The organism is Afipia dichlorophenoxyacetatis, from assembly GCF_055386385.1.
In genome coordinates this window covers 3,923,317-3,948,182 of the sequence record NZ_AP029250.1, presented here as the reverse complement: position 1 = coordinate 3,948,182, position 24,866 = coordinate 3,923,317, and the positions used below count along the sequence as shown (strand labels likewise).

Genomic DNA, 24,866 nt, shown 5'->3' with positions numbered 1-24,866 from the left:
CTCAATGTCGAAATACAACATTCTTATTCTTGGCGCGTCGTATGGCTCCTTGCTCGCATCGAAAATATTATTCGGCGGTCACACGGTAAAGCTGGTGTGTCTTCCAGCGGAGGCAGATCTCATCAACGCGGAGGGATTTCGCGTGCGGATGCCGGTGAAGGGTCGCAAAGATCAGGTTGAGATCGACTCACGAAAGCTTCCGGGAGAAGTGTCTGCTGCCGGCGCTGCGGACGTTGATCCCAGCGAATATGATCTGATCGGGTTAGCCATGCAGGAGCCGCAATATGGCTCCGCTGGTGTTCGGGAATTGCTCGATGCAATCGCCCGATCCAACGTCCCGTGCATGTCCATCATGAACATGCCGCCGCTTCCGTACATGAGACGTATTCCAGGTCTAGATGCCGACCTTTTGAAACCGGCGTACACCGCACCCGCGGTATGGGATAATTTCGATCCGGGAAAGCTGACTCTGTGTAGTCCTGATCCACAGGCAGTGAGGCCGCCGGATGAGAAGGTCAATGTGCTGCAGGTCACTCTGCCAACAAACTTCAAGGTGGCGCGGTTCGACAGCGAGGAGAGCAACAGTATCCTTCGGCAGCTGGAAAAAGATATCGATGCTGTCCGCTTTGGAGTACCAGAGGGCGAGGTCGAACTTCCCGTGAAATTGCGATTTTATGACTCAATCTTCGTTCCGTTGGCCAAGTGGGCGATGCTAATGGCAGGGAATTATCGCTGCGTTACGGAAGATGGCATGTGCACGGCAAAGGAGGCAGTTCACACCAATCTAGACGAATCACGCTCGATCTATAATTTTGTGGTAGACGTTTGCGTAAAGCTCGGCGCGTCTCGAGACGAGCTCGTGCCCTTCGAGAAATATGCAGCCGCGGCCGAATGGCTCTCTCGCCCCGCATCCGCCGCTCGCGCGCTAAATAACGGCGCACCGAATATCGAAAGAGCCGACAAGCTTATTCAATTGGCTGCCAAGCAAAAAGGGATGAGCCATCCAGTGCTGGATAGGATTGTTGCGTTGGTTGATCGCCGGCTTGAAATGAATAGAAGGGCGGCAAAGACGGCTGCCGCTTGAGTGAGACGTTCTATGTTAAAGATACCGCGTCGCTACGCCCATTTTCTCTATGGAAGTATCCAGTCGGGGATTACATCGGGCGTTGCCTCTGGAATAGGTAGTTTGGGTTACCTTTCTGAAGACATCTTTCTGGCGCGCTGGCTTCAAGCCTGGTTGACGTCGTGGGCGGTCATGGTTCCGGTCGTTCTCTTTGCCGCCCCCGTTATTCAGCGACTGACATATTCAATGACCACCGAGGATCGGCAGTAATAAAAGAGGCCGGGGACAGCAAGTTGCCCCGGCCTCTCTCCGTCATGGGAGGGGAAGCTAGCTTAGCTCAGCTAACACGTGCGGAATATTTGATAATGACGAGATCCGGACATCGGGTTGAAAACCGAGTTCATCCATCTGCGTACGCAGCGCCTTGAACATTGTAAGTGGCGGAACGGTGCTGTTATCGATGCAGGCGGTGGCCATTGCTTCGGGTGTCACGCGTTCGATCCATGCAACTCTGAGGCCGAAGGATTTTGCTCCGCACACGTCGAAGGGATTCGAGGAGACAAAAAGCACCTCTGACGGAGCTACGCCCAAATGAGATTGAATCAGGGTGTAAGCCTCCGGACTCGGCTTGAACATTCGCTTCGAGTCGATGCTGATCGTAGCGGTGAGAATTTTGTCGAGTCCTGTGTTTTTGACCAAGTCGTTGAGCATCGCGGTGCTCCCATTCGACAAGATCGCCAGCTTGCGCTCACGCATTTTTTCAAGCGCCGAGACCGCATCGGGATACAGGTCGAGGTGAACGTATTTATCCATGATACGGGCAAGGATCGCCGGATCTTCCTTCAAACCCAGGCATCGGAGGGTATACGTTAACGACTGCTCGGTGATGAGCGAGAAGTCTTCGTAACGCTTCATTAGCGTGCGGAGCCACGTATATTCGAGCTGCTTGAGTCGCCAAATTTGAGTGATGATGGCTCCATATCCGGGATATGCGTCATTGGTTACCTTTTCGACGGATTGAACGTCGTAAAGCGTCCCATATGCATCGAATACGACTGCTTTGATCGTCACGGTTGTCTCTTCTTGTTGTAGGAGTGTTGGCTATTTCGGCGCAACGCCGGTGTGGACTTGAATAAGAAAGTTATCGAACCGATCTTCGTTATCGGCATCTCTTCCGTAGAGCAGGCTGCCTACAATTGCGCCGAGGAAGCCGAGCGGCATCGACACGATCGTCGGGTTCACGAGCGGCCACAAGGCGTCCGCTCCTCGCATTGCGGGACCAATCATGGCCAGTACAACTGACGATACGAGGCCGACAGTCATCCCGCCAATGACACCGCCTGTGTTAAATCGCCTCCAGAACAACGATAGGATGAGCACGGGGAAGTTTGCGCTGGCCGCCACGCATATCGCCAGGATGACCAGCACAGCGACGTTCACGCCTTGTGCCAGGATACCAAGCGTTACGGCGAGAACGCCGATGATAACCGATGCCACCCTCGCGATTATAACCTCTCGCTTGCTGTCGACCTCGCCGCCCTTCATCCAGTTCACATAGAAATCATGGGCGATCGTGCTCGATGTCGACAATGTCAGCGCCGAAACAACTGCAAGGATCGTCGCGACGGCAACAGCAGCAACAAATCCCAGCAGTAACTCCCCGCCAAAACTTCCCTTGCCTCCGCCGAGGTATTCCGCAAGCAGGGGAAGCGTCAGGTTGCCGCCCTTGTCGGCAGCGAGGAGGACATCCTTGCCGATGAAGGCAGATGCGGTGATTCCAAAGATCGTCGTTGCCGCAAAGAAGACGCCCGCGAGGAACATGACCCATAGAACGGATCGTCTGGCAGTGCGGGCGTCAGGCACGGTGTAAAATCGCGTCATGACGTGGGGAAGCCCGGACAATCCAAGGGTATAGCCGAGACCTAGCGAGATCTGATCGAACGGATTCTTGAGGTAGTTCCCAGGAAGCAGGTAGCCCGGTCCGTTCTTTGCTTCCGCCATATCGAACAAGGTCACCGGATTGAATTTCACCAATGCCAGCGACAGGACGAGGATCAATGCGCCTGCGCCGAGCATCAGAACGGCTTTGACGATCTGCACCCAGGTTGTCGCCAGCATCCCGCCAAATGCGACGTAAACAATCATCGCCACGCCGACAAAGATTACAGCCCAATCGTAAGAGATACCGGTCAACAGTCTGACTAGAACACCGGCCCCTGCCATCTGCGGCATGAGGTAAGCGAAATTTACCACCACGGTACCTGCAATAGCCGCGAGGAGCGATGTTCGCGACTGCATCCGAGTTCGAATGATATCTCCCAGCGTGTACCGTCCGGCATTTCGAAGCGGCTCGGCGATGAGAAGTAGGACCGTGCAGAAAGCAACCAGTGGCCCGAGGGCGTAGAAAGCCCCGTCCATGCCGTAGAGAGCTGTTAGTCCAGTAAATCCGAGGAAGGCGGCGGCGCTGCACCAATCGCCGGCAAGGGCGAAGCCGTTCTGAGCGGCGGTCAATCGTCCGTCGGCTGCGTAAAAGTCCGCGGTCGTGCTTGTACGTTTCGCGGCCCAATAGGTAATAGCCAGAGTAATAATTAAAATGGCCGAGAAAATAATGAGCGTAAGGTTCATCGCGATGTCTCCTTGAGCTCGTGTATGGCCTTCTCGGCCAGAGGATCAAAGACGTTGTTGGCGATGCGCTCATACACAATCGCCAGAACCCACGACAACACGTAGTTGAATGCGATGAGCGCAAATCCCAGGTTGATGGAACCGAGGACCTTGAGGCCTGCCCAATGCTTTCCAAATCCGGCCAGGATCGTCAGTCCGATGTACCCGACTACAAAGATGATCGTCATCGGAATAAGAGATTTAAGCTTCACGGCGACGAGAGCTTTTATTGAGGAGTGAGCGGCATCGAACGACCGCGCGTCGCTTTCCATTAGTTCCTCCAGAGGATTGTTCTGCGTTCCTTCCCTTTGAGGCCGCTGTGGCCATCGGCGGGGGGCAGTTAATCTTGCGTTGCAGCGATACTCAAAAATGAATCCCGCCGTTTTGTCCTACGGCTTTCTCTATTTACGCGTTAGGATTGGGACGCCAAAATAAGTAATGATGATGCTCCATATTGCTTTTTCTCATAATGGTGAGCGATGAACTTTGATATCGATTGCCTCAGGTCTTTCGTCGTTGTGGCTGAGACGATGAGTTTCTCGAGAGCGGCGGAAAGCGTGGGGCGCTCTCAATCGACCATCAGCCAGCAGATTGCAAAGCTCGAGATTCAAATCGGGAAAGAGTTGCTGTCGCGGCGCAAGGGGCGCGTGATTGAGCTGACACCGGAAGGTGACCGGTTACTGCAGTATGCGCGGCGCATGATGCAATTGAACGACGAAGCTTATGCGTCAATGTCGGATGACGCCCTGAGTGGATTTGTGAAGCTGGGTGTCCCATTGGATTTTTTGGGACGAAATTTCACCTCGTGGCTTGCGCGTTTTAAAAGCGAACACCCAATGGTCGGTTTTGAGGTCGAAGCCAATCAATCCGAAAGTCTGGCCGTTCGTAGTGCGAGAGGCGAGTTTGACTTGGCTTTCTTCAAGCAGGAGATGGGCGCAAACGTCGGGAATGTAGCGCTGAGCGAACAACTTGTTTGGGTGACCGGGCCGAACTTCTCTCCGAATTCTGCGGAATCGCTTCCGCTGATTTTGTTTCCAGAAGGATGCGCCTATCGTCGTTGCGCGATCGCTGCCCTGAAAGCGCGTAATCGATCATGGCATCTGAGCTTCGTTAGCCCAAGCTTTGAATGTCTTCGGGCAGCTGCGCTCGAAAGCATGGGGGTAACTGTTCTGGCCCGCGTCTTGGTGGCGCCACCTCTTCGCGTTGTCAGTCTTTCGGCGATGCTGCCAGATTTGCCGGCGGTCGATCTGGTTTACACTCAAGGGCGTAGATCGAACTCTCGCGTGGTGAGTGAGCTCGCGACTTACCTTGCTGATAACTTGGCGAACACGCCGGTCGCAGGAAACGGCTCGGCAAGGTCACTAGCCAATTGATGTGATGAATCTGCTGCCAAATTGGGCGAGAGGCGCCTCACCTTAGGCTGGACCGCCAGAAAGGCGAGATGCGCCGACGATATGGCCCGATCCGTCTTCAAGCAGAATTGCGACGTCTTGGCCTTCTGGAAATGGCTCATTCAGGGTGAGAGCATTGCCGGACCAGCGACCGATCGCGCGCAGGGATCTGACGACGTTGGCTTCCATCAACGTTCGGCCTGAGTTTTCGCCTCGACCAATAGCCGTGGTATGTTGGTGATCAAACCCAACCAGCAGGATATTTCCTTCACCTTTGCCGGCGCCGATCTTTACTGCAAGGCGTGAGCCATTCCGTTCAATGTGAATTTCAGCGGATGTCTGCTGCTCAAGTTTCGCCTTTTCGATCGCAGAATTCACCTCTCCACGGTATGAGCCAACCAGGCCTACCGCTCCATCGATCACCATCTCGGGTGTGTACGATCCGTCGCCAAACCGTCTGCCATATCGGCCTTGGCGATCGGTTGCAGCCTGTAGTGAGAACGGGTCTTTCCAGCCCAGGCCGTCCCAATAAGTGACATGAAAGGCCAACGGTAGCAGATCCTGTCGATCCTTAGACAATTCATTGAGGAAAGCGTTCGCCGGGGGGCAGGACGAGCATCCTTGAGAAGTAAATAACTCGACGACAACCGGGCGATCAGATGCTTGGGTAACAGCCGGGAAAAGGCTCGTAGCAATGCCCAATGCGATGGCGAAACGCGTTAACATAGGAGGCTCCTCTCATTGTCCAACTATGTTCGCGAGCACCCCAGCATTTGTTACATGTCGGTCGAGGATGTATTTCGCACTCGGTCCGCTATAGTCGCCGACGGTGTGTAACGGACATGGTCGCAAACACGTAAGCTCACTGGACGGCATGTGCCGTCAGGACTTCGATGAGGACACGATTATGAAATTCAAATCGCCTTTGATTTTGGCTGCAGTCGTAGCGACCGGATTTGCCCTTAGCCCGATGGCCCATGCGCAGGACAAGATGAGCAAGGATTCCATGAGCAAAGACGCCATGAGCAAGGACGGTATGGCGAAAGATTCGATGAAAAAGGATAATATGAAGAAGGACGCGATGGGCCACGACGGTATGTCGAAGGACGCCATGAAGAAGGACGAGATGAAAAAGTAATTACGTATCGATGCATTGAATGTCAGGCTCATCCGGGACTTGGGTGAGCCTGTTCATGATTTTGGTTACTCCTGAAAAAATTGTTACCAGCGGAGATATTTTCGACCCGCCACGTATCCGACAGCGACAACGATACTGATCGCAAGAGGATACCAAAAAGCGACAAAGAGCGGGCTGTCGTCAAAACAATTCGCTGCATAAAACGTGGCCGCGATTCCGCTGGACGCAAGCCCTGCGATTGCGCCGGCAGCTCCTGGGTTTGAAGGTGCCCCTTTTCTTAATGCCATGAGAAGACAGGCGAGGGGGCCGATTGACAATAGCGGAATGAGAGTTAGGCAGAACCGCGAATTTGATCCGATCAGTCTTGTCATCCAGAGTGACTTCGGCACCAGGATTAATTCGGCAATGGCTGCGCTTGCGAGGAGCAAGGGTGGAATCACGAGAGCCCGGCCAATCCAGCCTAACTTAGCGCCGGGCCGGCTGTATCTGATCACAAAGGCGGAGGCCGTGGCCGCCAGTAGTATCGTAACCACAAATTTGAACGGGAAGCGCACGGTGTGCATGGCTTCGGAAAAATCGGGTCGAGGCCCCATGCCGATGACGAACACAGCCGCCGCGACGCAGCATCCTGCGAGGAACGCGATAGCTATCGTCTGCCTGAAGCTTCGCCCCGGGGCGTTATCTTGAGCTAGAGCCGAAATAAGAAATTCCGTCTTCATTTTGATCCCGGGTTTTGGAGCCGACTGAGGCTCGACGGGTCCTACATTGGCTGAATTACGGTTCTTTCGTGCTGAGCGGGATAATTGTTACATGACGAAGTCATTAATGGTGCAATTTTGGCTTGCCGGTTGGTTGTATCTTGCAATCTAGAACGAACGATCTAAAATAAACCGAGGTCGCTTTAGGTGCGCGGCCACGAGTTAGTTTGACCCGGTTGATAGTTCAGGCCGAACGGCTCGGCTCCGTCGAATTAAAGGATGATGCGTGCAACCCGACTCTCGTGAGGGCCAGTGGGCTGCTATGATGCAAGCATCGTTAGAAGGGGATGCCAATGCGTATCGCGAGCTTTTGGAATCGTTGTCCAAGTTTCTGCGTATCGTCTCAAAGCGCCTCTGCAATAAATACGGCATGGCCTTGTCCGAATCTGAGGACGTCGTGCAGGAAGTACTTCTTGCTGTCCATTTGAAGCGTCACACTTGGGATCCATCGCGCCCGATTGGGCCATGGATTACCGCGATTACGCGAAACAAGCTTGTAGACGTGCTTCGTCATCGCGGCCGGCACATCAAGATTCCCATTGACGACATCATCGATGTCCTTGAGGTCGAAAGCACAGATCCGGTCGTTGAGACCCACAATGTTGAACGAATTTTGAGTTCGTTGAAGGATACCCCCCAGAAGATAGTCAAATCGATAGCTATAGAGGGGCTTAGCATTCAACAGACGGCGAAGCGGTTTGGTATGAGCGAAGTTGCCGTGCGTGTTGCATTTCATAGAGCACTCAAGGCTCTCGCAGCGCGTTACAATCGAGAAGATGCGGCTTATCGCTAAGATCTGACTCAGATCGTTGATAGTCGGGTGGGGGACATCGACGGGTCGGGGATTACCACAATGGGCGTACCGTTTCTGACATTGTTGTAGAGGTGAATGACGTCCTGGTTCAGAAGGCGGATGCAGCCTGACGACACAGCCATACCGATAGAGTCTGGTTCGCTGGTGCCGTGCAATCTGTATAATGTGTCTCGGCCGTTTTCGTGGATATAAAGGGCGCGTGCGCCGAGAGGATTTCGCAAGCCCGGTTGCATACCGCCATTGTTGGCGCTGTAACGCTTGAGCTCCGGCTGCCGTTGCATCATCGAGTCCGGTGGCACCCAGCGAGGCCATTGACGTGAGTAGGCGACGACGGCTCGACCTGACCACTCGAACCCCTCGCGGCCCACGCCTACGCCGTAGCGTGTCGCACGGCCCTCTGAGAGGACGTGGTAGAGGTATTTGTTCGGCGTATCGACAATCAGTGTTCCTGGCTTTTCTTTGGTTGAATACACTACATCGGTTCGCCAGTACCTTTGATCCACCTGAGCGACGTCAACAGCAGGTATCTGATATCCATTATCTGACACAGCATCGTATATCGAAGGGCCAGGACGAGCCGCCGATTGTGTCGTTGACGAGCTTAAGAGCGGTCCTGAAGTTCCATCTTCCGTTACACACCCAGCGAGGGTGGCTGCGCCGAGCGCAAAGACCGAACGGCGCCCCATTCTTGCAGAGAATAGGCGCCCACTCAGGCGATGGTCCGGTTTTGCGTTAGGGGCTGCTATCAACAGCCGCCGTAAAAATCTCATCGCGATATGTCCTCATTCTGATGGTGAGAACACAATGACGAGAAGCTTAAACCACGCTTAAGGCCCCGACTTTGAGCGTATATCAACTTAGGCGCCCAACAGCCAGCGTGATCTGTCTGCGGTCTCCGCGACACGGAAAGTGTTGCGCATTCGAAACACGCAATCATTGTCACTTAGCTTGAGCGCGAACGCGCTTAATTGGTCGTTTCCATCCGAGACATCGCTGCTACTCGAGTCTTCAAAGTTATGATCACAAAACTGTGCATTGGTCTCTGCGTCAGTCAAAACTAACTCAAGCTGAATCGCGTCTTGCCATGGACGCGGAATAGGCGATCTAACAAATTCACAACTGTATATCTTCAGACGACACCCCTATGCAGCTTTGGTATGCGCCGACGTCTCCTTTTGCTCGTAAGGTCAGGATTGCGGGTTATGAACTGGGATTGACCCCTAGAATTGAACTCATAGAGGTCAATCCGTGGATAGAGGGTGGGCTTCGAGAGCTCAATCCTCTTTCAAAGGTTCCGACGCTTGTATTGAAGACAGGTGCTGTGCTGATCGAGTCGAGTGTCATCTGCGATTATCTGGACTCGATTCAAGGTGGGCCATGCCTTCATCCGCCTCATGGCGAGCGACGCTGGCAAGCATTGTTGCTGCAAAGCCTGGCGGATGGTGCATCCACCGCGGCGGGGCGGCTTTACGCGGACGAGCAAAAACCGGTGTCGCAGCAGTCTGCTTCGATGATGGAGCGATTTCGGCACGCTCTAGGAGCGTCCTTGGATGGTCTCGAAACAAATCGCGATGTTAGAAGCGGCCTCACCATTGGCCACATATCGGTAGCTACGTTCCTCGGTTATCTGGATTTTCGATGGCCTGACCGGAATTGGCGGGCCGGCAGGCCTGATTTGGCCGCATGGTTCGATGAATTTTCTTGCCGCGAATCGATGAAGGCCACACAGCATAGGCTCATTGCAGCATGATTCGCTTCTAGCGAAAGGTAGCCGATCGAAGGGTGAGCCAATATAGGAATTCGTGCGTCGTTTCGGCCTACTGAACGCGAGATAACTCCGTAGCGCTGCTTAGAGAATGTCTGCCAGCGAGTGTCCATTGAGTTCGATGTTCAGGCCCTGCAGACCGAGGTCATTGATTTCGCCGCCCATGGCTTTGAGACTTTCTTCGCGGATCAAGGACATGAGCCCGCGCTTCAGCGCCAGGAATTCCGAAGACATCATCATCGATTGCTGCCGCGGTCGTTCCAGAGGAATGGGAATCTCGGCTTTGATCGATCCGGGGCGGGCTGTCATGCAATAAACCCGATCTGACAGGAAAATCGCTTCGTCGATATCGTGGGTGACGAACAGCACCGATATCTTCAATCGCTGCCACATGTTGGTGAGAATCTGTTGCATGATAACGCGCGTTTGTGCGTCGAGTGCACCGAACGGTTCGTCGAGCAGAAGGACTTTTGGTCCGGTTGCCAAGGCCCGGACAATGCCGACACGCTGCTTCATGCCGCCGGACAGACGATCCGGGTAGTGCTTCTCGAAGGCTTCAAGACCAGCTAGTCCAAGAAGCGTGCGCGCTGCTCGTTCGCGTTGCGACCGCTCCATGCCGCGCATCTTCAAACCGAACTCGACGTTCTCTCGCACCGTTTTCCACGGAAACAGGGAATATTGCTGAAAAACCATGCCGCGGTCCGCGCTCGGTCCCTTCACGGGTTCCCCGTCGACAGTCACTGTGCCTTCGGTGGGCTTGAGAAATCCCGCCACCGCGTTGAGCAGAGTGGATTTGCCACACCCTGAGGGACCGACGATCGAGACGAATTCACCCGGCTTGATGTGGATGCCTGTGTTGGTGACCGCCGAGACCGATCCGTCGATCGTCTCGTAGTTCAAGGCGAAGTCCTTGACCTCGACATGTCCTTTCGATGTTTGGGTCTCTGTGAGTGTCATGTGCGGCTCCACGGCATTGACAGGCGTCCAACCATACGGATTAACAAGCTTGACGACAGTCCAAGGACTCCGATGGCGATCATGCCGAGCGCGATGTCCGCGTACTGCACCAGTGAATAGGCCTCCCAGGTGAAATAGCCGATGCCGTACTGACCTGAGATCATTTCGGCAGCGATTAGTGAAACCCAGGCCACGCCCATGCCGACCGTCAGTCCGGTAAAGATGTGGGGAAGTGATGCCGGAAAATAGACCTCGCGAAAGATCGACGCCTCACGCGCGCCGAGCGACCGCGCTGCGCGCACGAAAACAGGATCGACCAACGACATGCCGTGCAGCGTGTTCACCAGAATCGGAAAGAACGAGCCGAGAAACGTGATGAAGATGATGCTCTGTTCGTTGGTGGGCCAAAGCATGATCGCCATCGGCACCCACGCGATGGCCGGGATGGGGCGCAGAACTTCCGAGATCGGGAATAGCATCTCGTGAACCAGCTTGAACCTTCCCATGAGAAGACCGAGCGGGACGGCGATGATCGCGGCCAGCGAAAATCCAAGCAGGATCCTGCGGCAGCTCAGCGCGATGTGCATGAGGAATTTTGGATCGTGAATGGCCTTAGCGAAGCTTTCATAAACTGCAAGCGGCGAGGGGACATTTGTGAAGCGCACGAAGAACACCACGCGATACTTTGTCAGCAAATGCCATGCGATCAGAAACGCCAGCAAGGATAGCGCGCCGATGAACGCGGCGCTGATCTTGTCCTTGTTGAGCCGTAACCATCGCTTCATATACTCGCGCGCTGCAGGCATTGCCGGCGTAGCTGCCGCGAGGATAGGGGCGGCTGTTGCGTTGAGGGATTGATGGTCGTCCGGCTTGATCACGCGTGCAGGACTGTTCATGTTTTTCCTCCGCTGACGGCCGCTTTTACTGCATCTTCAAAGCCAAGGACTTTGCCGTTGCTCTTCGCGGCATAAGCCTCGGCGTCCTTCTTCAGCAAAAATGGAGCGATATCGTCGCCTGCGACTGCGAAGAAGGCCTGATCCGCGAACAGCTTGATTCCACGTGCCGTATCGAAGACGTAGGCCACGTTGATCTTCTTGCCTTTCGCCTTGTAGTCCGCATACGCGCCAAGCGTGCACCGGGTGCTGGAGAATGGCAGGATTCCGTCGCCATCCACCCAGACCTCACCCGACTTGCGTGGTTCGGAGATCGATTTCCTGCAGAAGCTGTCTTCGCCGGAGATTTCGTAGTTTTTGGTACTGGCGAGCTGCGCGTCATAGTCGAGGTTCATTTCCGCGTAAGCCTTGCGGAGGAATGAGTCGTCGACCCATTTTCGGGGATCGAATTCTTTCATTCGGCCCAGTTTCTGGAGCACTCCAACGTCGGTGACGGCAGCGTCGATCAGAGCAGGCTTGATCGTCGGATCGGTGGTCATGTTTCCGCCCGGGCCGAAGAAGATATAGACTACTTCCTTGTTGATGCCGGTCCACTCCTGGATCTTTTCGGCCGCGAGCTTGGGATCGGCGCGAAGCCATTGGTTAGCGGCAATGATCGCCTTCATATAAGCCACGACGACTTCCGGATATTTCGCCGCGAAATCGGTGCGGACCACCACGCCATGCCAGGTGGGAAGGTTTGTCTCCACGCCGTCAAAGATTTTGCGAGCGAAGCCGCGAAACGGAAGCAGTTCCGCGAACGGCACGAAGTCCGCATGAGCGTCGATCTTCTTTTCTTGAAGATTGGTTGAACCAACTTCAGGGCTCTGGCTGACAAGCTGAAAGAAGTCCGCCGGGTAACCACGGTCCTGCATTGCCTTCAGGACCATGCCGTGTGCGGCCGAGCCAAACGGGACGCTGACGAGCTTTCCTGTCAGATCAGAGAGCTCGTAGTAGGGTGAATCCTTGTGGACGACGATACCGTTGCCTGACCCCGACATGCTGTAGGCAGCGACACCGATCAGCCGGCTCTTGCTTTCCGGATTGTTCTCGAAGGTGAAACCGTTCACCACGAGCGGGTAATCGCCCATCGCCCCGAATTGAAGCTTGTTGGCCATCATGCCGTTGGTAACCGGCGGGCCCGACGTGAAATTCTGCCATTCGATCTCGAACTTGATGTTGGCGTATTTCCCGTCCTTGGGGAGGTACTTTTCGAGAAGGTGCAGCTGGCGGATGACAACGCCGGTGGTGGCGGTGTTGGTCGTCGTGTCTTGCGTGCCGATGCCGATGGTCACGGTTTCGGCTTTGACTGGCTGGGCCGCAATAAGGGCGGCAGACGCGACGGACATCGCAAGCGAGAGTATCGAAATGTGGCGAGCCATTTTCATCCCCGTCATGTTGGATGTGTTGCGGCTCACATGATTGGTCGCTACTGAGCGCCCGGCAAACGCCGACTGGCCTTTACAGTCGATTAGTTGCCGCGAAATGCCGTTTGCACACGAGTTGGGCAATTTCCCTCCTTGCAGCCGTTTGCGTGTGCATCAGATCTGGTCTGATGCCTGGCCTCGCATCTCTTCCAGGATATCGGTTCTGCAGACGACGATCTGGGACCGCCTTGTCAGGACGATCTGCTTGGCCTGCATGCGCTTGAGGCTAATCGTGACCCACTGCCGCGTGGCGCCCACCATGTGAGCCAGATCGGCATGGGTAAAGGATGCCGCGATCAACACGCCGTCCGGATCGTCCACGCCGTACAGCTCCATGAGATGCAGGAGAAGATGCGCAAGGCGCTGGGTGATCGATCTGGTTCCCAGCATCTGTGCGAGGGCCGAATAGCATTTACCCTTGAAAGTCAGGCCTTCGATCAGTCCGATCGCGAGATTGGGCACTTCCGCGGCCAGCGTGCGCAGCTCTTTGCCTGGAAGCTGAACAACGCTGCAATTGCTGGTCGCAATGCCGGACCATTGGTGTATGCCGGTACCAAATATCTCCGGCCCGCCAACAAAGTTTCCCGCGTGCCAATAGGCCAGCGTGATCTCACGTCCCTGTGGAGATGTGTAAAAAACTCGAATGCGGCCGCTCTCGATGAGGAAGATGCCGTCGTGTTTGGCTCCTTGGCTGAAGAGAGTCTGCCCTCGGTTCAGCACTTTCCGACGCCCCTTTTGGAGAACGACTTCGCGTTCCTTCACCGTGAGCGTATCCATCAATGACGGCGGGCCGCCGATCGATTGATGGTTCTCCGTGAGCAGAAGTGATGAGTTGGATCGAGCCTTGGTGGTTCCTGTCGTCGGGGTTGAGCTTCCCCGCACGATGTTTGGTGCCTGTAGCAGCATCGCTGGTCTCCAAACTGTTTTATAACCAGTCTAAAGAACAGCAAGCTTTGTGCCAGAATCCTGAGTGCACGGCAGGCACCGGAACCTCGAAACGCCGATGGATTCAGCGGTCCACCAGGCTGAACAGATAGGGCCTCGGATAGATGCCGCGATTGTGGCCGTCGGAAAACGCGATGTTGAACCCGTAGCCGAGGTTGGCAACGTCGACGATGGCGATGCCTGGGAAGCGATCAGGGAAACGGCCATCGAGACGCGCGCGGGTGCAATGAGCGCACTTGCAGAACATCCTGAGCAGCTCGGCGGCAAGATCGAGTCGCGATCCATCTTCCATTGCGAGGGACAGCATCGTGAGGTCATGGCTCACCTGATATCCGTCGAGCTGCATTGTTATAGCTGAGCTGTTCGTCATGGCTCTTCTCCCGGACATCACATTATGAGCCGGCCGCTTGGTTGGACAGCAACTAATTGCCAAAGCGATCGCGTCGATGGGCAGGCGTGGTCTTCGCAAAATTAGAAACTAATCGACACGGATTTTCAGTCCGGCGTTGCGCAGGTTCTCTCCCTCGCGAAATCTCTGATCGGGACGTCCGCAATGCGTCTGTGATGCCGGATATCGATCGAAGGAGAAATACGATGAGCGCATTTCAAAAGGAGACGGTGCTGTCTGTGACGCATTGGACAGACTCTTTGTTCAGCTTTACAGCAACACGCGACCCTGGTTTCCGCTTCCAGAACGGTCAATTCGCGATGATCGGGCTTGAAGTCGATGGCCGTCCGCTGTTGCGCGCTTACAGCATGACGAGCGCCAACCACGAGGAATCGCTGGAATTCTTCAGTATCAAGGTAGCCCATGGACCATTGACGTCTCGCCTGCAGAAGATCAGGGAAGGGGACATCATTTTGGTCGGTCGCAAGGCCACAGGGACATTGATCACTGGGAACCTTATTCCCGGAAAGCGACTGTTGCTGCTCTCGACAGGTACAGGCCTCGCGCCATTCGCAAGCCTGATCAAGGATCCCGAAGTATATGAAAGCTACGAGACTATTATCCTGGCGCACGGCTGCCGGCAGGTCTCGGAGCTGGCCTATGGCGAACGCCTTGTCGCCAATCTTCGCGAAGACGAGTTGTTCGGTCCGCTGATGGCGGACAAGCTCATTTACTATCCCACGGTGACGCGCGAGCCGTTCCGCAATCGAGGACGCATCACCGATCTCATCGAGTCGGGCCGCCTTTTCGATGATACCCATCAGCCGAGGCTCAATATCGAGACGGATCGCATCATGCTGTGTGGAAGTCCATCGATGCTCGCTGAGTTGAACGACATATTCGTTCGTCGTGGCTTCCAGGAAGGCAACCACAATGAACCGGGTCACTTCGTCATCGAAAAGGCTTTCGCTGAACGATGAAGGTCGTCGCCTGCCTGCGAATTGATCATTTCCAGTCTCGGTAATGTGCAGGACGGCTAAACAATAGCATTCGGTCGCTGGCGACAACTAATTGCTATCGCGCCGGGACCAACTGAAGAAATCTGGCGCAAACAAGCCGCTGCCTGCAAAGCGAGGACACTACAATGGCAATGGATGAGATCGTCGATGGGCTTTCGGAAGTTTCGTGTGACGTGCTCGTCATTGGAGGCGGTACCGCCGGTCCGATGGCGGCGCTCAAGGCTAAACTCAAAAATCCGAAAGCAAATGTCGTCTTGCTCGAGAAGGCGAACGTCAAGCGTTCGGGTGCGATCTCGATGGGCATGGACGGGCTGAATAACGCTGTCATCCCGGGGTATGCGACACCCGAGCAGTATACCAAGGAAATCACCATCGCCAACGACGGCATCGTCGATCAGAAGGCGGTCTATAAGTATGCGCAGAACTGTTACAAGATTATCGAGGAGCTCGACAGTTTCGGTATCCGCTTCCTGAAGAACGAGAACGGCGACTATGCTGTCAAGAAGGTGCACCACATCGGCACCTACGTTCTGCCAATGCCGAACGGCGAAACCGTCAAGAAGGCGATCTATCGCCAGTTACGGCGGGCCCGTATCCTCATTTCGAACCGTTATATGGCGACGAGGCTTTTGACGTCGCAGGGTGGCAGGGTGGCAGGGGCCATTAGCGTCAACACACGCACCGCGGAAATCCTCGTCATCAAGGCCAAAGCCGTCATTCTGTGCATGGGTGCCGCCGGCCGGCTCGGTCTTCCGACCTCGGGTTACATGTTCGGCACCTACGAGAACGCGGCAAACTCGGGCGATGGTTATGCCATGGCCTATCACGCGGGTGCGGCACTCGCGAATCTCGAGTGCTTCCAGATTAATCCACTGATTAAAGACTATAACGGCCCGGCGTGTGCCTACGTTGCAGGTCCGTTCGGCGCATTCACCGCAAATAATGAAGGATCTCGCTTCATCGAGTGCGATTACTGGTCGGGCCAGATGATGCTGGAATTCTACAACGAACTGCAGTCGGGCAAGGGGCCTGTATTCCTCCAGCTCAAGCATCTGCACGAAAAGACAATCGAAGAGATCGAGTCGACCCTGCACAAGGTCGAGCGCCCGACCCGCGGCCTATTCCAGAAGGGACGGGGTAACGACTACCGCACCGAGTCAATTGAAATGCACATCTCGGAGATCGGTTTTTGTTCCGGCCACAGCGCATCGGGCGTGTTTGTCGACGACAACGCACGCACCACGGTGCCGGGCCTCTATGCCGCGGGCGACATGGCGAGCGTTCCGCACAACTATATGCTCGGTGCTTTCACGAACGGATCGGTGGCCGGCATCGATGCGATGGAGTTTGCGGACAATCACGACTTCGCGGACTTCGACGCGGCCGACGTCGCAAAGGAGCGCGATCGCGTGATGGCGCCAACCAAGCGTGAAGACGGGGTCCCGCCGAACCAGATCGAATTCAAGACACGACGACTTGTGAACGACTATTTCCAGCCGCCGAAAGTGACCCGCAAATTCGAATTGGGCGCGCGCCGACTTTCGGAGGTCCGCGAAGATATGGAGCGGCGTATGATCGTGCGCAATTCACACGAGCTTTTGCGTGCGCTGGAAACGCAGTCGATACTGGACTGCGCGGACATGGCAGCCCATGCCTCGCTCTACCGCAAGGAAAGCCGCTGGGGTCTCTATCATCTGCGGACGGATTATCCCGAGAAGGATAACGAAGATTGGTTCTGTCATACCCTTCTCAGCAAAAAGGACGGCAAGATGACAAGCGAGAAGCGCGGGGTTCAACCCTATGTCGTTCCGATCGCGGACGACGAAAAGGATCTCTACGACAAGCAGCGCATTCGAGCCACCGCCTAAGTCAACCTTGATCCTACAACAGGAGTGTCAGAAATGCCTCTCGCCAGTTTTCAAACCTCTGTTCCTGTCGTCGTCGATGATGCCAAGTGCATTGCTGACAAGGGCTGCACGGTCTGCGTCGATGTCTGCCCACTCGATGTCTTGCGCATCAGCGATATGACCGGAAAGGCGTACATGGCCTACGACGAGTGCTGGTACTGTATGCCGTGCGAAGCGGATTGTCCTACCGGTGCCGTGACCGTCAATATTCCTTATCTTCTGAGGTAAGTCATGTCGGGTCCATTCGAGTCCTATGACGATCTCGACGATGCAGATGAACGCCTGCACGCGCCCGATCCGGGAGAGCGTCGCGTTGCGGTCATTGCGCTTGGACATTCGGGAGATCCAGCGGCCGTGAGCCATCTCGCGGGCCTGGTCTCGGACCCCGATGCTGGCGTGCGCCAGCAAGTGGCCATTGCACTCGGTGAATTCGATGGTCCGGAAACAGCTGTTGCACTAACGAAGCTGCTGATCGATCCCGAACAAGGCGTTGCTTCGGCCGCAGCCGACAGCATGGCTGAATTGAAAGATCCAGCGTGTGCTTATGCAATTCTTCCGCTTGTGGCGCACGGCCATGCGTTCGTGCGCATGAGCGCATTGCGGGCGCTGAAGGAGTTGCGGCGCAAGGACACACTCAAACCTGCGCTCGATGCGCTGCAGGACGCTGATGCGGCGGTTCGCGTGCAGGCCATCGGCGTCATCGGGTTTCTCAAGCTGGAGGAATCGATTCCCGCCTTAACTGCTTCGACCGGGGACAAGGATGCTTACGTCAGGCGCGCTGCGGTGAGTGCCCTGGCATTTTCTCAAATGAAGCCGGCGGCGGAGGCGATTACTCGCGCCTTGAAGGACGATGACTGGATGGTGCGCGAGATGGCTGCCGAGACGCTCGGCACCAATGGCAATGGCGCGATCGCGGCGGACGACCTGATCACGGCGCTTGAGGATGAATTCTGGCAGGTCCGTCTCAAAGCGGTCCGCAGCTTGGGCAAGATGAAGATCGATCGCGCGGTCGAGCCGATTGGGCGGTGCATCAGCCATGAGCAAGCCAATCTCCGCAAGGAGGCTGCTGCAGCTTTGGGGGAAATTGCCCATCCGGCGGCCGAGCCGTTCCTCGCGCTCGTGGTCAACGATCTCGATCCTGAAGTTAGGAAGAATTCACGCTGGGCGCTTCAGCAGATTGCGGCGCGCCAGGCGGCGGCCGGGTCGTGATGGGCTATCCGATGCGACCATTGATGTCGCTTTATTGCGGAGCGCGAGATGACGTATGTCGTCACCGAAGACTGTATTAAATGCAAATACACCGACTGCGTTGCGGTGTGCCCCGTGAATTGCTTCTATGAGGGGGAGAACATGCTGGTGATCCATCCGGAGGAGTGCATTGACTGCGGCGTGTGCGAGCCGGAATGCCCAGCCGATGCGATCAAGCCGGATAAGTCGCCGGACGCGGCGAAATGGCTTCCGCTGAACGCGAAGTTTGCCGCGATCTGGCCGAACATTTCCGACTCGAAAGACCCGCCTGCCGATGCAGAAGCCTTCGAAGGGATGGAAGGAAAGTACGAGAAGTTTTTCACGGAGACTGCCGGCTCCGGGGACGTCATCTGAGTAGGATCCAGGTTCCCCAGCCACACTCGTCAAGTCGATCAACTGCGGGACAGCGGTGAACGATCAAATTGCTCGAACAGGCCGTAGCTCACACGCCCGAGTTGCCCTCGAGATAAGCGGATGCCTTCGCAAAAAGCAGACATTGCCCATCATATGAGTTTGACGTTGGGAGAACTCAGCACATTATTCACAGAGGTTTTATTTTTAGACACATAGTATGGGAGGCGAGTCATGAAGGGCTTGCTTGCGCTGATCGTAAGTTTCGCGACGATGACGTCGGTCTACGCCCAGACCAGCAACTGGCCAAGCCGACCCATAACGTTTGTGGTCCCCTATGCCGCTGGAGGTTACACCGACGTTGTAGGTCGTATCGCCGCCACCTATCTTGAGAAAGAGCTCGGCCAACCCATTGTCGTCGAGTCCCGCCCAGGAGGGGGCGGCATTATTGGCGTTCAGTACGTGGCGAACTCGGCACCTGATGGATACACGTTTTGTGTCTGCAGTGTCGGGGCCATATCGATTGTGCCCTTCATTCAGAAGGTGAGCTACGATCCGCTCAAGGACCTCATTCCCATCGCGATCGTTAGCACGGTACCTCAAGTCGTCATCGTCAGGAAGGATCTGCCAGTGAAATCCCTTGCAGATCTGGTCGAGCATGCGAAGGCCAACGCCGGAAAGCTCAACTATGGATCGAGTGGTATCGCAGGTCTGACGCATTATTCAGTGCGCCTCTTCGAGGCGCGCACAGGGATGCGGGCTCAACACATTCCATTCAAAGGTGGCTCTCAATCAATTCTTGCCGTTGTGTCTGGCGAGATCGACTTCGCTTTCGCGAACATGACGGAAGCCTTGCCACAGATGGAAGCAGGGACGGTGAGGGGAATAGCAGTTACGTCGAAGGAGCGTGTCCCGTTTTTGCCGAACGTGCCGACCGTTCACGAGACGCTGCTGCGCGATTATGTGGTTGAGAGTTGGAATGGAATCATGGCCCCCGCAGGAACGCCTGAAGCGATTGTAAAACGCCTCGCTCAGCTTCTCCAGAAAATGGCGGAGGATCCCGCTGTAGCGGAAGCGATGCGAAAAATCGGAAGTGAAGCTGTAAAGGGAAACCCCGAGGAGTTCGCTGCGCAGATTAGGGCAGAAGCTGAACAATGGGGCCCCCTGCTCAAAGAGATATTCGAAAAGAACGGTTGACAAAATTCCGCCGACATCAGCCCCGCGAACGTATTAGCTCACAGGGGCGTGCTTCAATATTCGTTCTCGAACGGAATATCGAGAACTTTGCGACCCACTTTGTCGTCTGCGGCGGGAATAGATTAACGCAGCCCACGAGCTTGGATTTTGTTTGAGATGGCGCTCGCCGCTAACTGGGCTTTGGAGGAGTGCGTGGCCTAGACTGACGTTTCGCGTCTGGTGTCAGGTAGGGCATGTCGCATGAGACGATGCGGTCCGGCCGGATGGCAGTCCTCGATCCAGAGGGAAAGGTCGTCGGAATCGAAAATATCTATGTGGCGGATTCATCAACAGCGAACACAAACATTCCGACGATTATGTTCGCGAAGAAGCTCCGCGACGCAATATGCGAAATTAAAAGCCGAGGCTGCATAACCAACCCTGCGACACATATCATCTTATATGATGAGTGATTGACATATTTTACGTTTGGAGTTGAAGTCTGCAACATTCGGAGCGGACATCCCGCTAGAGGAAGTGACATGGAAACAGCCGAGAAGATCTCCGTGGCCGAAGGATATCTTTCAGCGTTGAGCGCGGCGGGGATTCGTTTCGTCTTTGCCAACTCCGGGTCCGACTTTCCTCCGATCATCGAGGGAATGGTTCGCATGCAGCGCGTCGGTAAGAGCGTGCCGCAATTTATTACCGTCCCTCACGAAAACGTCGCCCTCTGCATGGCGCAAGGCTATTCGAAGATTTCAGGGGAGGCCTCGTGCGTCATGGTCCACGTCAACGTGGGCACCGCGAATACAGTGTGCGCAATGATGAATGCCGCGCGCGACAATGTCCCTGTGATTTTAGCCGCGGGACGCACACCGTTAACCGAGGAGGGCCACGTCGGCTCGCGCGATCGTGTGATCCATTGGATGCAGGAGAATTTCGACCAGGCTGCGATAGTTCGAGAGTCGGTCAAGTGGGAGTACGAGCTGCGCCACGGGCAGCCGGTTGGTTCTATTGTGCAACGCGCGGTCGATATTGCAATGAGCGAACCGCGCGGACCAGTTTATCTAACACTGCCGCGAGAAACGTTGATTGATGAAATGTCTATCGAGCAGCCGTCATTTCGCGCGTCCGCACGCGGCGCCATAGCTGCTGCACCTTCCATGCAGGGGCTTGAGCAAGCGGCCGACTTGATTGCAAACGCGCAGATGCCGCTGATTGTCGCAGGCCGTGCCTCTACAACATCTAGAAGCTTTGAGGCGCTTGCAAGGCTCGCCCAAAACGCGGCAATTCCCGTCACGAGTGCTGCTCATGCGAATATTGCCTCGGACCACCCTATGAATCTTGGGCCAATTACGAGCAAGCTGCTAGAAGCGGCAGATGTAATCGTGGTGCTTGAGTCCCCAGTTCCGTGGATGCCGCACCATATGCAACCGAGCAACAGTGCAAAGATCATTCATATTGCTCACGATCCGCTCTATCGGACTTATCCTGTTCGAGGCTTTCCGATTGATCTCGCGATCGCAGGAGATCCTGGTCTTGCCGCTGAGTTGCTCGACGAATTGCTCGAATCGCGCCTCCGGAGTAAGTCGGCAATTGTCGACGCGCGTAGGAAGTCGGTGTCAGCCCTGCATGCGGAAATCGTCGAAGGCCGCAAGGCCATGATCGCAAGCTTGCGCAATAAGGCACCGATTAGCCCAGCTCTCGTCGCCGACGCACTCAATCAAGTGCGTGATAAGAGCGCGATCGTCGTCGACGAAATGGGTTCAGGTTATCACTATCTGGACATGTGCCGGCATGATGGCTTCATCACCGGAAGCTCAGGTGGACTCGGCATGGGCTTGGGGCAGGCGATCGGTGCCAAGCTCGCTGACCGCAGCAGGCAAGTGATCTCAACGATAGGCGATGGCTCCTATATGTTCGGTGTTCCGCTTTCCGCTCACTATGTTGAGCGCGCCGAAAAGCTGCCGACTCTGACAATCGTGCTTAACAACTCGCAATGGGATGCCGTAGCGCGGGGTGTTACAGCCATCTACCCGCACGGTGAGGCCGCGCGGCAAAACGAGATTCCACTCGTTTCGCTTGCGCCATCCCCTGATTTTGAGATGGTCACGCAGAGCTGCGGCGGATATGGGGCGCGGGTTGAGAATCCCGCAGACCTCGTGCCGGCGATCGAGAAGGCATTGCAGGCAAACGCGGATGGTCGGCAAGCGACATTGAATGTTATCACCGGTCTGAGGCTGTGACGTAAATCTTGAAAAGACGCCCCTGCGGACGCCAGCGGATGGTTGATCTTCGATCTGGATGCGGAGGTAGAGGAATAATCCGCCGAGCTTTGGACTTTCAACATGCCTTGGATTGCCGCACGTGAACTATACACTGGGAGGCGATGTTGTGTAGCTGGTGCCGGCGCGAGAGTTCGTTCCAGACGACGACGCCCCTGGCTAAGGGTGAGATGCGGGTGCGTAAGACGAGTGAGACCGAGCGTGAGAAGGCTCGTTGGATCAGGCGGTTTTACGCCAGCGGAAGTTGCCAGAGTATTGGCGGAAGTCGGATTGCGGGGCGCGCAACGTTGCTATTGGGCTGCGGGCTAGGCAACCAGACTGAAGCCGGAGATCTCAACGCGGTTACGGCCTGAAGCTTTCGCTTGATAGAGAGCTTCATCCGCGCGGTTGAGCAGAGCCTGAAGTGTTTCAAGCTCCGTGGATCGAATGCAAATGCCTGCACTGATCGTCGCCCGGATCGGCCCAAAAGAAGTCGAAACAGTCATCCCTTCAATCTGAGATCGTATGCGCTCGGCAACAGAAGAGGCGGCCTTCGGATTTGAATTGGACAGGACAAGGCAAAATTCTTCGCCTCCCATGCGAGCGGCGAGATCGTCTGCACGAATGTTTGCGCGGACAAGTTCGGCGAAGGTTTTCAACACCTGGTCGCCGGCATCGTGTCCAAACTGGTCATTGATCGCTTTGAAGTGATCTAGATCCATCATGATCACCGCCGTTCCCGCCGGGACCAAATCTATGCGGCTATCCAGCAATGCGCGGCGATTGAGCAAACCGGTCAACGGGTCTGTCATCGCATCTGATTTATGCCGGTTCGCGATACGAGTCTGATTAAGCGTAAGCGATAGCGTTCCGATGCCGGTCAATCCAGCGATTACGACGAGGGAGTTGATATCCTCGGCCCAGTTGGCCGGCCGTGCGGTCAGAGTGAATTGGCCTTGTTTAGCGAGGGCATAGCCGCAAGCTATGAACGACACGGCGGTGACCAGATAAAACGCTGCATTTATGATCATGAGAAACGGAGATTCGATGCGCGCGAGCCAATATTGATGAGCGCTGAGCGCGAGCAGTGTGCCGATTGCCACATTGCCGGCAATAGTCCCCGTGCCCGAATACCCCATCGCGAAAGCGACTACCGTCAACAAGACGCCAATGCCAACAACCGTAACAACGAGAGGCCAGCTTGTTCTGCTCGAACAGAATTTAGCTGAGCCCGCGTAGACCAGGCCAAAGCCGACGATCAACAGTACGAACGACGCGAGCAGCAGTTTGTCATTAAATTTGTCGATGATCTCGCCAAAGAGGATCACGCCGGCGACAATGAGCGCGAGGCCTCCCGACCAATGCAGCAAATGAGTATCCGATCGCCCAACCACCCACATCATAAAGAGTGTGAGCCCGAGCGATGCACCGGAAAAACCGATGGCAACGAGAATTGAAAACTGATCAAGAAGCATCTGGCGACCGCCGGTAAATCGGTCGATACTGATAATCCAACACCATTAACCAACCAGCAGCAGCATAGCCATTCTCTTTAAAGGGTGAGCAAATGGTTACGACTTCCGATCAACGGATTACGCAACGTTGAAGTGCCGATATCTCGGCAGGATTCCTGGAACGCGTAGTCCCAGCTAGCTCAACGCCGCGTAGGCTGTGACCGGTGATCGTAGCGATTTGAATCTCAAGAATTGAGTGGTCGGTGGGCTCGCATCCCGCTGGCTTCCCTTAGTCCACAAAAGTGGTCCAGACGAAAATCGCATGGACCACGGGCGTTATCTGTGGTTGCGGGGGGTATGATCACCTATCCCGCGCAGCACGTGAATGAGCTCGTTTACATCACCAGATGGGCGCCGGCGTCCATTCGCACGATTTCGCCCGTCATGTTGTTGGATTGTGGTGTCGCGAGAAAGCAAATGGCTCCCGCGATATCTTCGGCTGTGGACGCGACCTTGAGCGGCACTTTGGCGATGGTGGCATCGCGGACTTTGGCCGCGGCCTCGGCGCCACGCCCCTTCGTGAACCAGGGCGTGTCGATATAGCCAGGGCAGATGGTGTTGACGCGGATCAGAGGCGCCAGTGCGCGCGCGAGGGATCGAGTCATCGTATTGAGTGCGCCCTTGCTAGCGGCGTAAGCCATCGATGAGCCGGCGCCGTGGAATGCTGAAGCGGACGAAGTATTGACCACAGCCGAAGGGCGACCCGAAGCTTTCGCGCCGGCTTCGAGCAGAGCGCGGGCAGCCCGTACCATTTGGTAAGGTCCAATCGTATTCACTGCGAAGATGCGCTGGAAATCCTCAGCGGAAAGTCCATCGAGATCGCTCTGCGGCACATGTTTCGTCGTACCCGCATTGTTGATGAGTGCGTCCAACCGGCCCCACGGTGCAGCCGCTGCAACAATCCGCTTGCAGTCTTCGTCCCGCGATACGTCGCCTTGGACAACAACGACCTCAGCACCTTCATTTCGGCAGAGGTCCGCAGTTTGCTCGGCTTCCTTCTGACTCGACGCATAGTTGATGACGATGCGCGCGCCTTGCTTCGCGAGCATAATCGCCGTCGCGGCGCCGAGACCTGATGCCGATCCCGTGATGATGACAGTCATTCCGTCCTTGGACATAATAATCCCCTGTGAGTTGTTTTGTGT

At 55.6% G+C, this 24,866-nt stretch carries 27 protein-coding genes; 14 read left to right on the top strand and 13 right to left on the bottom strand.

Features of this window, described 5'->3' with window-relative positions; all coding sequences use genetic code 11:
• The first annotated feature begins 4 nt into the window (after positions 1-4).
• Positions 5-1,084 carry a Rossmann-fold NAD(P)-binding domain-containing protein gene (locus ACZ5C3_RS18520; RefSeq protein WP_464031960.1) on the top strand — a complete coding sequence of 360 codons (1,080 nt, stop codon included), beginning with the start codon at positions 5-7 and terminating at the stop codon, positions 1,082-1,084.
• 12 nt (positions 1,085-1,096) lie between these two features.
• Positions 1,097-1,333, top strand: a complete 237-nt coding sequence (locus ACZ5C3_RS18515) for a DUF2798 domain-containing protein (RefSeq protein ID WP_464031959.1) — start codon at positions 1,097-1,099, stop codon at positions 1,331-1,333.
• A gap of 57 nt (positions 1,334-1,390) precedes the next feature.
• On the opposite strand, the gene ACZ5C3_RS18510 is transcribed toward ACZ5C3_RS18515, so the two are convergent.
• The 3 genes from ACZ5C3_RS18510 to ACZ5C3_RS18500 are packed head-to-tail and all read right to left on the bottom strand — an operon-like array spanning position 1,391 to position 3,999.
• Positions 1,391-2,134 (bottom strand): haloacid dehalogenase type II, encoded by a 744-nt coding sequence (locus ACZ5C3_RS18510; protein ID WP_464031957.1) that lies wholly within the window; start codon positions 2,132-2,134, stop codon positions 1,391-1,393.
• A gap of 30 nt (positions 2,135-2,164) precedes the next feature.
• Entirely contained in the window at positions 2,165-3,688 is a 1,524-nt protein-coding gene (locus ACZ5C3_RS18505) for a solute symporter family protein (protein WP_464031955.1), read from the bottom strand.
• Positions 3,685-3,999, bottom strand: a complete 315-nt coding sequence (locus ACZ5C3_RS18500) for a DUF485 domain-containing protein (protein ID WP_464031954.1) — start codon at positions 3,997-3,999, stop codon at positions 3,685-3,687. Before ACZ5C3_RS18500 ends, ACZ5C3_RS18505 begins: the two co-directional genes overlap by 4 nt.
• A 207-nt stretch (positions 4,000-4,206) precedes the next feature.
• On the opposite strand from ACZ5C3_RS18500, the gene ACZ5C3_RS18495 reads away from it, so the two are divergent.
• Positions 4,207-5,100, top strand: a complete 894-nt coding sequence (locus ACZ5C3_RS18495; protein ID WP_464031952.1) for a LysR substrate-binding domain-containing protein — start codon at positions 4,207-4,209, stop codon at positions 5,098-5,100.
• A gap of 42 nt (positions 5,101-5,142) precedes the next feature.
• On the opposite strand, the gene ACZ5C3_RS18490 is transcribed toward ACZ5C3_RS18495, so the two are convergent.
• Positions 5,143-5,844: a DUF1223 domain-containing protein gene (locus tag ACZ5C3_RS18490; RefSeq protein ID WP_464031950.1), complete on the bottom strand. Its 702-nt coding sequence runs from the start codon at positions 5,842-5,844 to the stop codon at positions 5,143-5,145.
• A 181-nt stretch (positions 5,845-6,025) separates the two neighbouring features.
• Between ACZ5C3_RS18490 and ACZ5C3_RS18485 the strand changes: the two genes are divergently transcribed.
• Complete coding sequence (locus ACZ5C3_RS18485) at positions 6,026-6,256, top strand: pentapeptide MXKDX repeat protein (RefSeq protein ID WP_464031948.1); 231 nt, start codon at positions 6,026-6,028, stop codon at positions 6,254-6,256.
• 83 nt (positions 6,257-6,339) lie between these two features.
• Here ACZ5C3_RS18485 and ACZ5C3_RS18480 read toward each other — a convergent pair whose 3' ends face one another.
• Positions 6,340-6,975 carry an NrsF family protein gene (locus tag ACZ5C3_RS18480; protein ID WP_464031946.1) on the bottom strand — a complete coding sequence of 212 codons (636 nt, stop codon included), beginning with the start codon at positions 6,973-6,975 and terminating at the stop codon, positions 6,340-6,342.
• A 265-nt stretch (positions 6,976-7,240) separates the two neighbouring features.
• Between ACZ5C3_RS18480 and ACZ5C3_RS18475 the strand changes: the two genes are divergently transcribed.
• Entirely contained in the window at positions 7,241-7,807 is a 567-nt protein-coding gene (locus ACZ5C3_RS18475) for a sigma-70 family RNA polymerase sigma factor (RefSeq protein WP_464031945.1), read from the top strand.
• A gap of 8 nt (positions 7,808-7,815) precedes the next feature.
• Here ACZ5C3_RS18475 and ACZ5C3_RS18470 read toward each other — a convergent pair whose 3' ends face one another.
• Positions 7,816-8,514, bottom strand: a complete 699-nt coding sequence (locus tag ACZ5C3_RS18470; RefSeq protein ID WP_464038375.1) for a L,D-transpeptidase — start codon at positions 8,512-8,514, stop codon at positions 7,816-7,818.
• Positions 8,515-8,972: 458 nt separating this feature from the next.
• On the opposite strand from ACZ5C3_RS18470, the gene ACZ5C3_RS18465 reads away from it, so the two are divergent.
• Positions 8,973-9,578 (top strand): glutathione S-transferase family protein, encoded by a 606-nt coding sequence (locus tag ACZ5C3_RS18465; protein ID WP_464031943.1) that lies wholly within the window; start codon positions 8,973-8,975, stop codon positions 9,576-9,578.
• A gap of 99 nt (positions 9,579-9,677) precedes the next feature.
• On the opposite strand, the gene ACZ5C3_RS18460 is transcribed toward ACZ5C3_RS18465, so the two are convergent.
• The 5 genes from ACZ5C3_RS18460 to ACZ5C3_RS18440 form a co-directional block, all read right to left on the bottom strand.
• On the bottom strand, positions 9,678-10,550 hold the full coding sequence (locus tag ACZ5C3_RS18460; RefSeq protein WP_464031941.1) for an ABC transporter ATP-binding protein: 873 nt from the start codon (positions 10,548-10,550) through the stop codon (positions 9,678-9,680).
• On the bottom strand, positions 10,547-11,446 hold the full coding sequence (locus tag ACZ5C3_RS18455) for an ABC transporter permease (RefSeq protein ID WP_464031940.1): 900 nt from the start codon (positions 11,444-11,446) through the stop codon (positions 10,547-10,549). The genes ACZ5C3_RS18460 and ACZ5C3_RS18455 overlap by 4 nt, the downstream gene beginning before the upstream one ends.
• Complete coding sequence (locus tag ACZ5C3_RS18450; RefSeq protein ID WP_464031938.1) at positions 11,443-12,864, bottom strand: ABC transporter substrate-binding protein; 1,422 nt, start codon at positions 12,862-12,864, stop codon at positions 11,443-11,445. The genes ACZ5C3_RS18455 and ACZ5C3_RS18450 overlap by 4 nt, the downstream gene beginning before the upstream one ends.
• Before the next feature lie 159 nt (positions 12,865-13,023).
• Positions 13,024-13,815 carry a Crp/Fnr family transcriptional regulator gene (locus tag ACZ5C3_RS18445; protein ID WP_464031937.1) on the bottom strand — a complete coding sequence of 264 codons (792 nt, stop codon included), beginning with the start codon at positions 13,813-13,815 and terminating at the stop codon, positions 13,024-13,026.
• Positions 13,816-13,918: 103 nt separating this feature from the next.
• Positions 13,919-14,224 carry a gamma-butyrobetaine hydroxylase-like domain-containing protein gene (locus ACZ5C3_RS18440; RefSeq protein ID WP_464031935.1) on the bottom strand — a complete coding sequence of 102 codons (306 nt, stop codon included), beginning with the start codon at positions 14,222-14,224 and terminating at the stop codon, positions 13,919-13,921.
• Between the two features lie 224 nt (positions 14,225-14,448).
• Between ACZ5C3_RS18440 and ACZ5C3_RS18435 the strand changes: the two genes are divergently transcribed.
• The 8 genes from ACZ5C3_RS18435 (at position 14,449) to ACZ5C3_RS18400 (ending at position 22,189) form a co-directional block, all read left to right on the top strand.
• Positions 14,449-15,222 (top strand): ferredoxin--NADP reductase, encoded by a 774-nt coding sequence (locus tag ACZ5C3_RS18435; RefSeq protein WP_464031933.1) that lies wholly within the window; start codon positions 14,449-14,451, stop codon positions 15,220-15,222.
• Between the two features lie 164 nt (positions 15,223-15,386).
• Positions 15,387-17,129 carry a fumarate reductase/succinate dehydrogenase flavoprotein subunit gene (locus ACZ5C3_RS18430; RefSeq protein WP_464031932.1) on the top strand — a complete coding sequence of 581 codons (1,743 nt, stop codon included), beginning with the start codon at positions 15,387-15,389 and terminating at the stop codon, positions 17,127-17,129.
• Between the two features lie 33 nt (positions 17,130-17,162).
• Positions 17,163-17,396, top strand: coding sequence for a 4Fe-4S dicluster domain-containing protein (locus tag ACZ5C3_RS18425; protein WP_464031931.1), 234 nt, complete (start codon positions 17,163-17,165; stop codon positions 17,394-17,396).
• A gap of 3 nt (positions 17,397-17,399) precedes the next feature.
• Positions 17,400-18,377 (top strand): HEAT repeat domain-containing protein, encoded by a 978-nt coding sequence (locus ACZ5C3_RS18420; RefSeq protein WP_464031929.1) that lies wholly within the window; start codon positions 17,400-17,402, stop codon positions 18,375-18,377.
• A 48-nt stretch (positions 18,378-18,425) separates the two neighbouring features.
• Positions 18,426-18,770: a ferredoxin FdxA gene (gene fdxA, locus ACZ5C3_RS18415; protein WP_464031928.1), complete on the top strand. Its 345-nt coding sequence runs from the start codon at positions 18,426-18,428 to the stop codon at positions 18,768-18,770.
• A gap of 231 nt (positions 18,771-19,001) precedes the next feature.
• Positions 19,002-19,964, top strand: coding sequence for a Bug family tripartite tricarboxylate transporter substrate binding protein (locus ACZ5C3_RS18410; protein WP_464031927.1), 963 nt, complete (start codon positions 19,002-19,004; stop codon positions 19,962-19,964).
• Between the two features lie 233 nt (positions 19,965-20,197).
• A complete protein-coding gene (locus ACZ5C3_RS18405) occupies positions 20,198-20,416 on the top strand; it encodes a GMC oxidoreductase (RefSeq protein WP_464031925.1) in 219 nt (72 codons plus the stop codon).
• A 69-nt stretch (positions 20,417-20,485) separates the two neighbouring features.
• Positions 20,486-22,189 carry a thiamine pyrophosphate-requiring protein gene (locus tag ACZ5C3_RS18400; RefSeq protein ID WP_464033396.1) on the top strand — a complete coding sequence of 568 codons (1,704 nt, stop codon included), beginning with the start codon at positions 20,486-20,488 and terminating at the stop codon, positions 22,187-22,189.
• Between the two features lie 344 nt (positions 22,190-22,533).
• On the opposite strand, the gene ACZ5C3_RS18395 is transcribed toward ACZ5C3_RS18400, so the two are convergent.
• On the bottom strand, positions 22,534-23,682 hold the full coding sequence (locus ACZ5C3_RS18395; RefSeq protein WP_464031922.1) for a GGDEF domain-containing protein: 1,149 nt from the start codon (positions 23,680-23,682) through the stop codon (positions 22,534-22,536).
• A 374-nt stretch (positions 23,683-24,056) separates the two neighbouring features.
• On the bottom strand, positions 24,057-24,839 hold the full coding sequence (locus ACZ5C3_RS18390) for an SDR family NAD(P)-dependent oxidoreductase (protein WP_464031921.1): 783 nt from the start codon (positions 24,837-24,839) through the stop codon (positions 24,057-24,059).
• Between the last annotated feature and the right edge of the window lie 27 nt (positions 24,840-24,866).

Excerpts from the sequence above, each read along its gene's own strand:
- ACZ5C3_RS18520 (WP_464031960.1), top strand. The coding sequence starts at position 5 with ATGTCGAAATACAACATTCTTATTCTTGGCGCGTCGTATGGCTCCTTG.
- ACZ5C3_RS18515 (WP_464031959.1), top strand. The coding sequence starts at position 1,097 with ATGTTAAAGATACCGCGTCGCTACGCCCATTTTCTCTATGGAAGTATC.
- ACZ5C3_RS18505 (WP_464031955.1), bottom strand. The coding sequence starts at position 3,688 with ATGAACCTTACGCTCATTATTTTCTCGGCCATTTTAATTATTACTCTG.
- ACZ5C3_RS18500 (WP_464031954.1), bottom strand. The coding sequence starts at position 3,999 with ATGGAAAGCGACGCGCGGTCGTTCGATGCCGCTCACTCCTCAATAAAA.
- ACZ5C3_RS18495 (WP_464031952.1), top strand. The coding sequence starts at position 4,207 with ATGAACTTTGATATCGATTGCCTCAGGTCTTTCGTCGTTGTGGCTGAG.
- ACZ5C3_RS18490 (WP_464031950.1), bottom strand. The coding sequence starts at position 5,844 with ATGTTAACGCGTTTCGCCATCGCATTGGGCATTGCTACGAGCCTTTTC.
- ACZ5C3_RS18485 (WP_464031948.1), top strand. The coding sequence starts at position 6,026 with ATGAAATTCAAATCGCCTTTGATTTTGGCTGCAGTCGTAGCGACCGGA.
- ACZ5C3_RS18480 (WP_464031946.1), bottom strand. The coding sequence starts at position 6,975 with ATGAAGACGGAATTTCTTATTTCGGCTCTAGCTCAAGATAACGCCCCG.
- ACZ5C3_RS18470 (WP_464038375.1), bottom strand. The coding sequence starts at position 8,514 with ATGGGGCGCCGTTCGGTCTTTGCGCTCGGCGCAGCCACCCTCGCTGGG.
- ACZ5C3_RS18465 (WP_464031943.1), top strand. The coding sequence starts at position 8,973 with ATGCAGCTTTGGTATGCGCCGACGTCTCCTTTTGCTCGTAAGGTCAGG.
- ACZ5C3_RS18460 (WP_464031941.1), bottom strand. The coding sequence starts at position 10,550 with ATGACACTCACAGAGACCCAAACATCGAAAGGACATGTCGAGGTCAAG.
- ACZ5C3_RS18455 (WP_464031940.1), bottom strand. The coding sequence starts at position 11,446 with ATGAACAGTCCTGCACGCGTGATCAAGCCGGACGACCATCAATCCCTC.
- ACZ5C3_RS18450 (WP_464031938.1), bottom strand. The coding sequence starts at position 12,864 with ATGGCTCGCCACATTTCGATACTCTCGCTTGCGATGTCCGTCGCGTCT.
- ACZ5C3_RS18445 (WP_464031937.1), bottom strand. The coding sequence starts at position 13,815 with ATGCTGCTACAGGCACCAAACATCGTGCGGGGAAGCTCAACCCCGACG.
- ACZ5C3_RS18440 (WP_464031935.1), bottom strand. The coding sequence starts at position 14,224 with ATGACGAACAGCTCAGCTATAACAATGCAGCTCGACGGATATCAGGTG.
- ACZ5C3_RS18435 (WP_464031933.1), top strand. The coding sequence starts at position 14,449 with ATGAGCGCATTTCAAAAGGAGACGGTGCTGTCTGTGACGCATTGGACA.
- ACZ5C3_RS18430 (WP_464031932.1), top strand. The coding sequence starts at position 15,387 with ATGGCAATGGATGAGATCGTCGATGGGCTTTCGGAAGTTTCGTGTGAC.
- ACZ5C3_RS18425 (WP_464031931.1), top strand. The coding sequence starts at position 17,163 with ATGCCTCTCGCCAGTTTTCAAACCTCTGTTCCTGTCGTCGTCGATGAT.
- ACZ5C3_RS18420 (WP_464031929.1), top strand. The coding sequence starts at position 17,400 with ATGTCGGGTCCATTCGAGTCCTATGACGATCTCGACGATGCAGATGAA.
- fdxA (WP_464031928.1), top strand. The coding sequence starts at position 18,426 with ATGACGTATGTCGTCACCGAAGACTGTATTAAATGCAAATACACCGAC.
- ACZ5C3_RS18410 (WP_464031927.1), top strand. The coding sequence starts at position 19,002 with ATGAAGGGCTTGCTTGCGCTGATCGTAAGTTTCGCGACGATGACGTCG.
- ACZ5C3_RS18405 (WP_464031925.1), top strand. The coding sequence starts at position 20,198 with ATGTCGCATGAGACGATGCGGTCCGGCCGGATGGCAGTCCTCGATCCA.
- ACZ5C3_RS18400 (WP_464033396.1), top strand. The coding sequence starts at position 20,486 with ATGGAAACAGCCGAGAAGATCTCCGTGGCCGAAGGATATCTTTCAGCG.
- ACZ5C3_RS18395 (WP_464031922.1), bottom strand. The coding sequence starts at position 23,682 with ATGCTTCTTGATCAGTTTTCAATTCTCGTTGCCATCGGTTTTTCCGGT.
- ACZ5C3_RS18390 (WP_464031921.1), bottom strand. The coding sequence starts at position 24,839 with ATGTCCAAGGACGGAATGACTGTCATCATCACGGGATCGGCATCAGGT.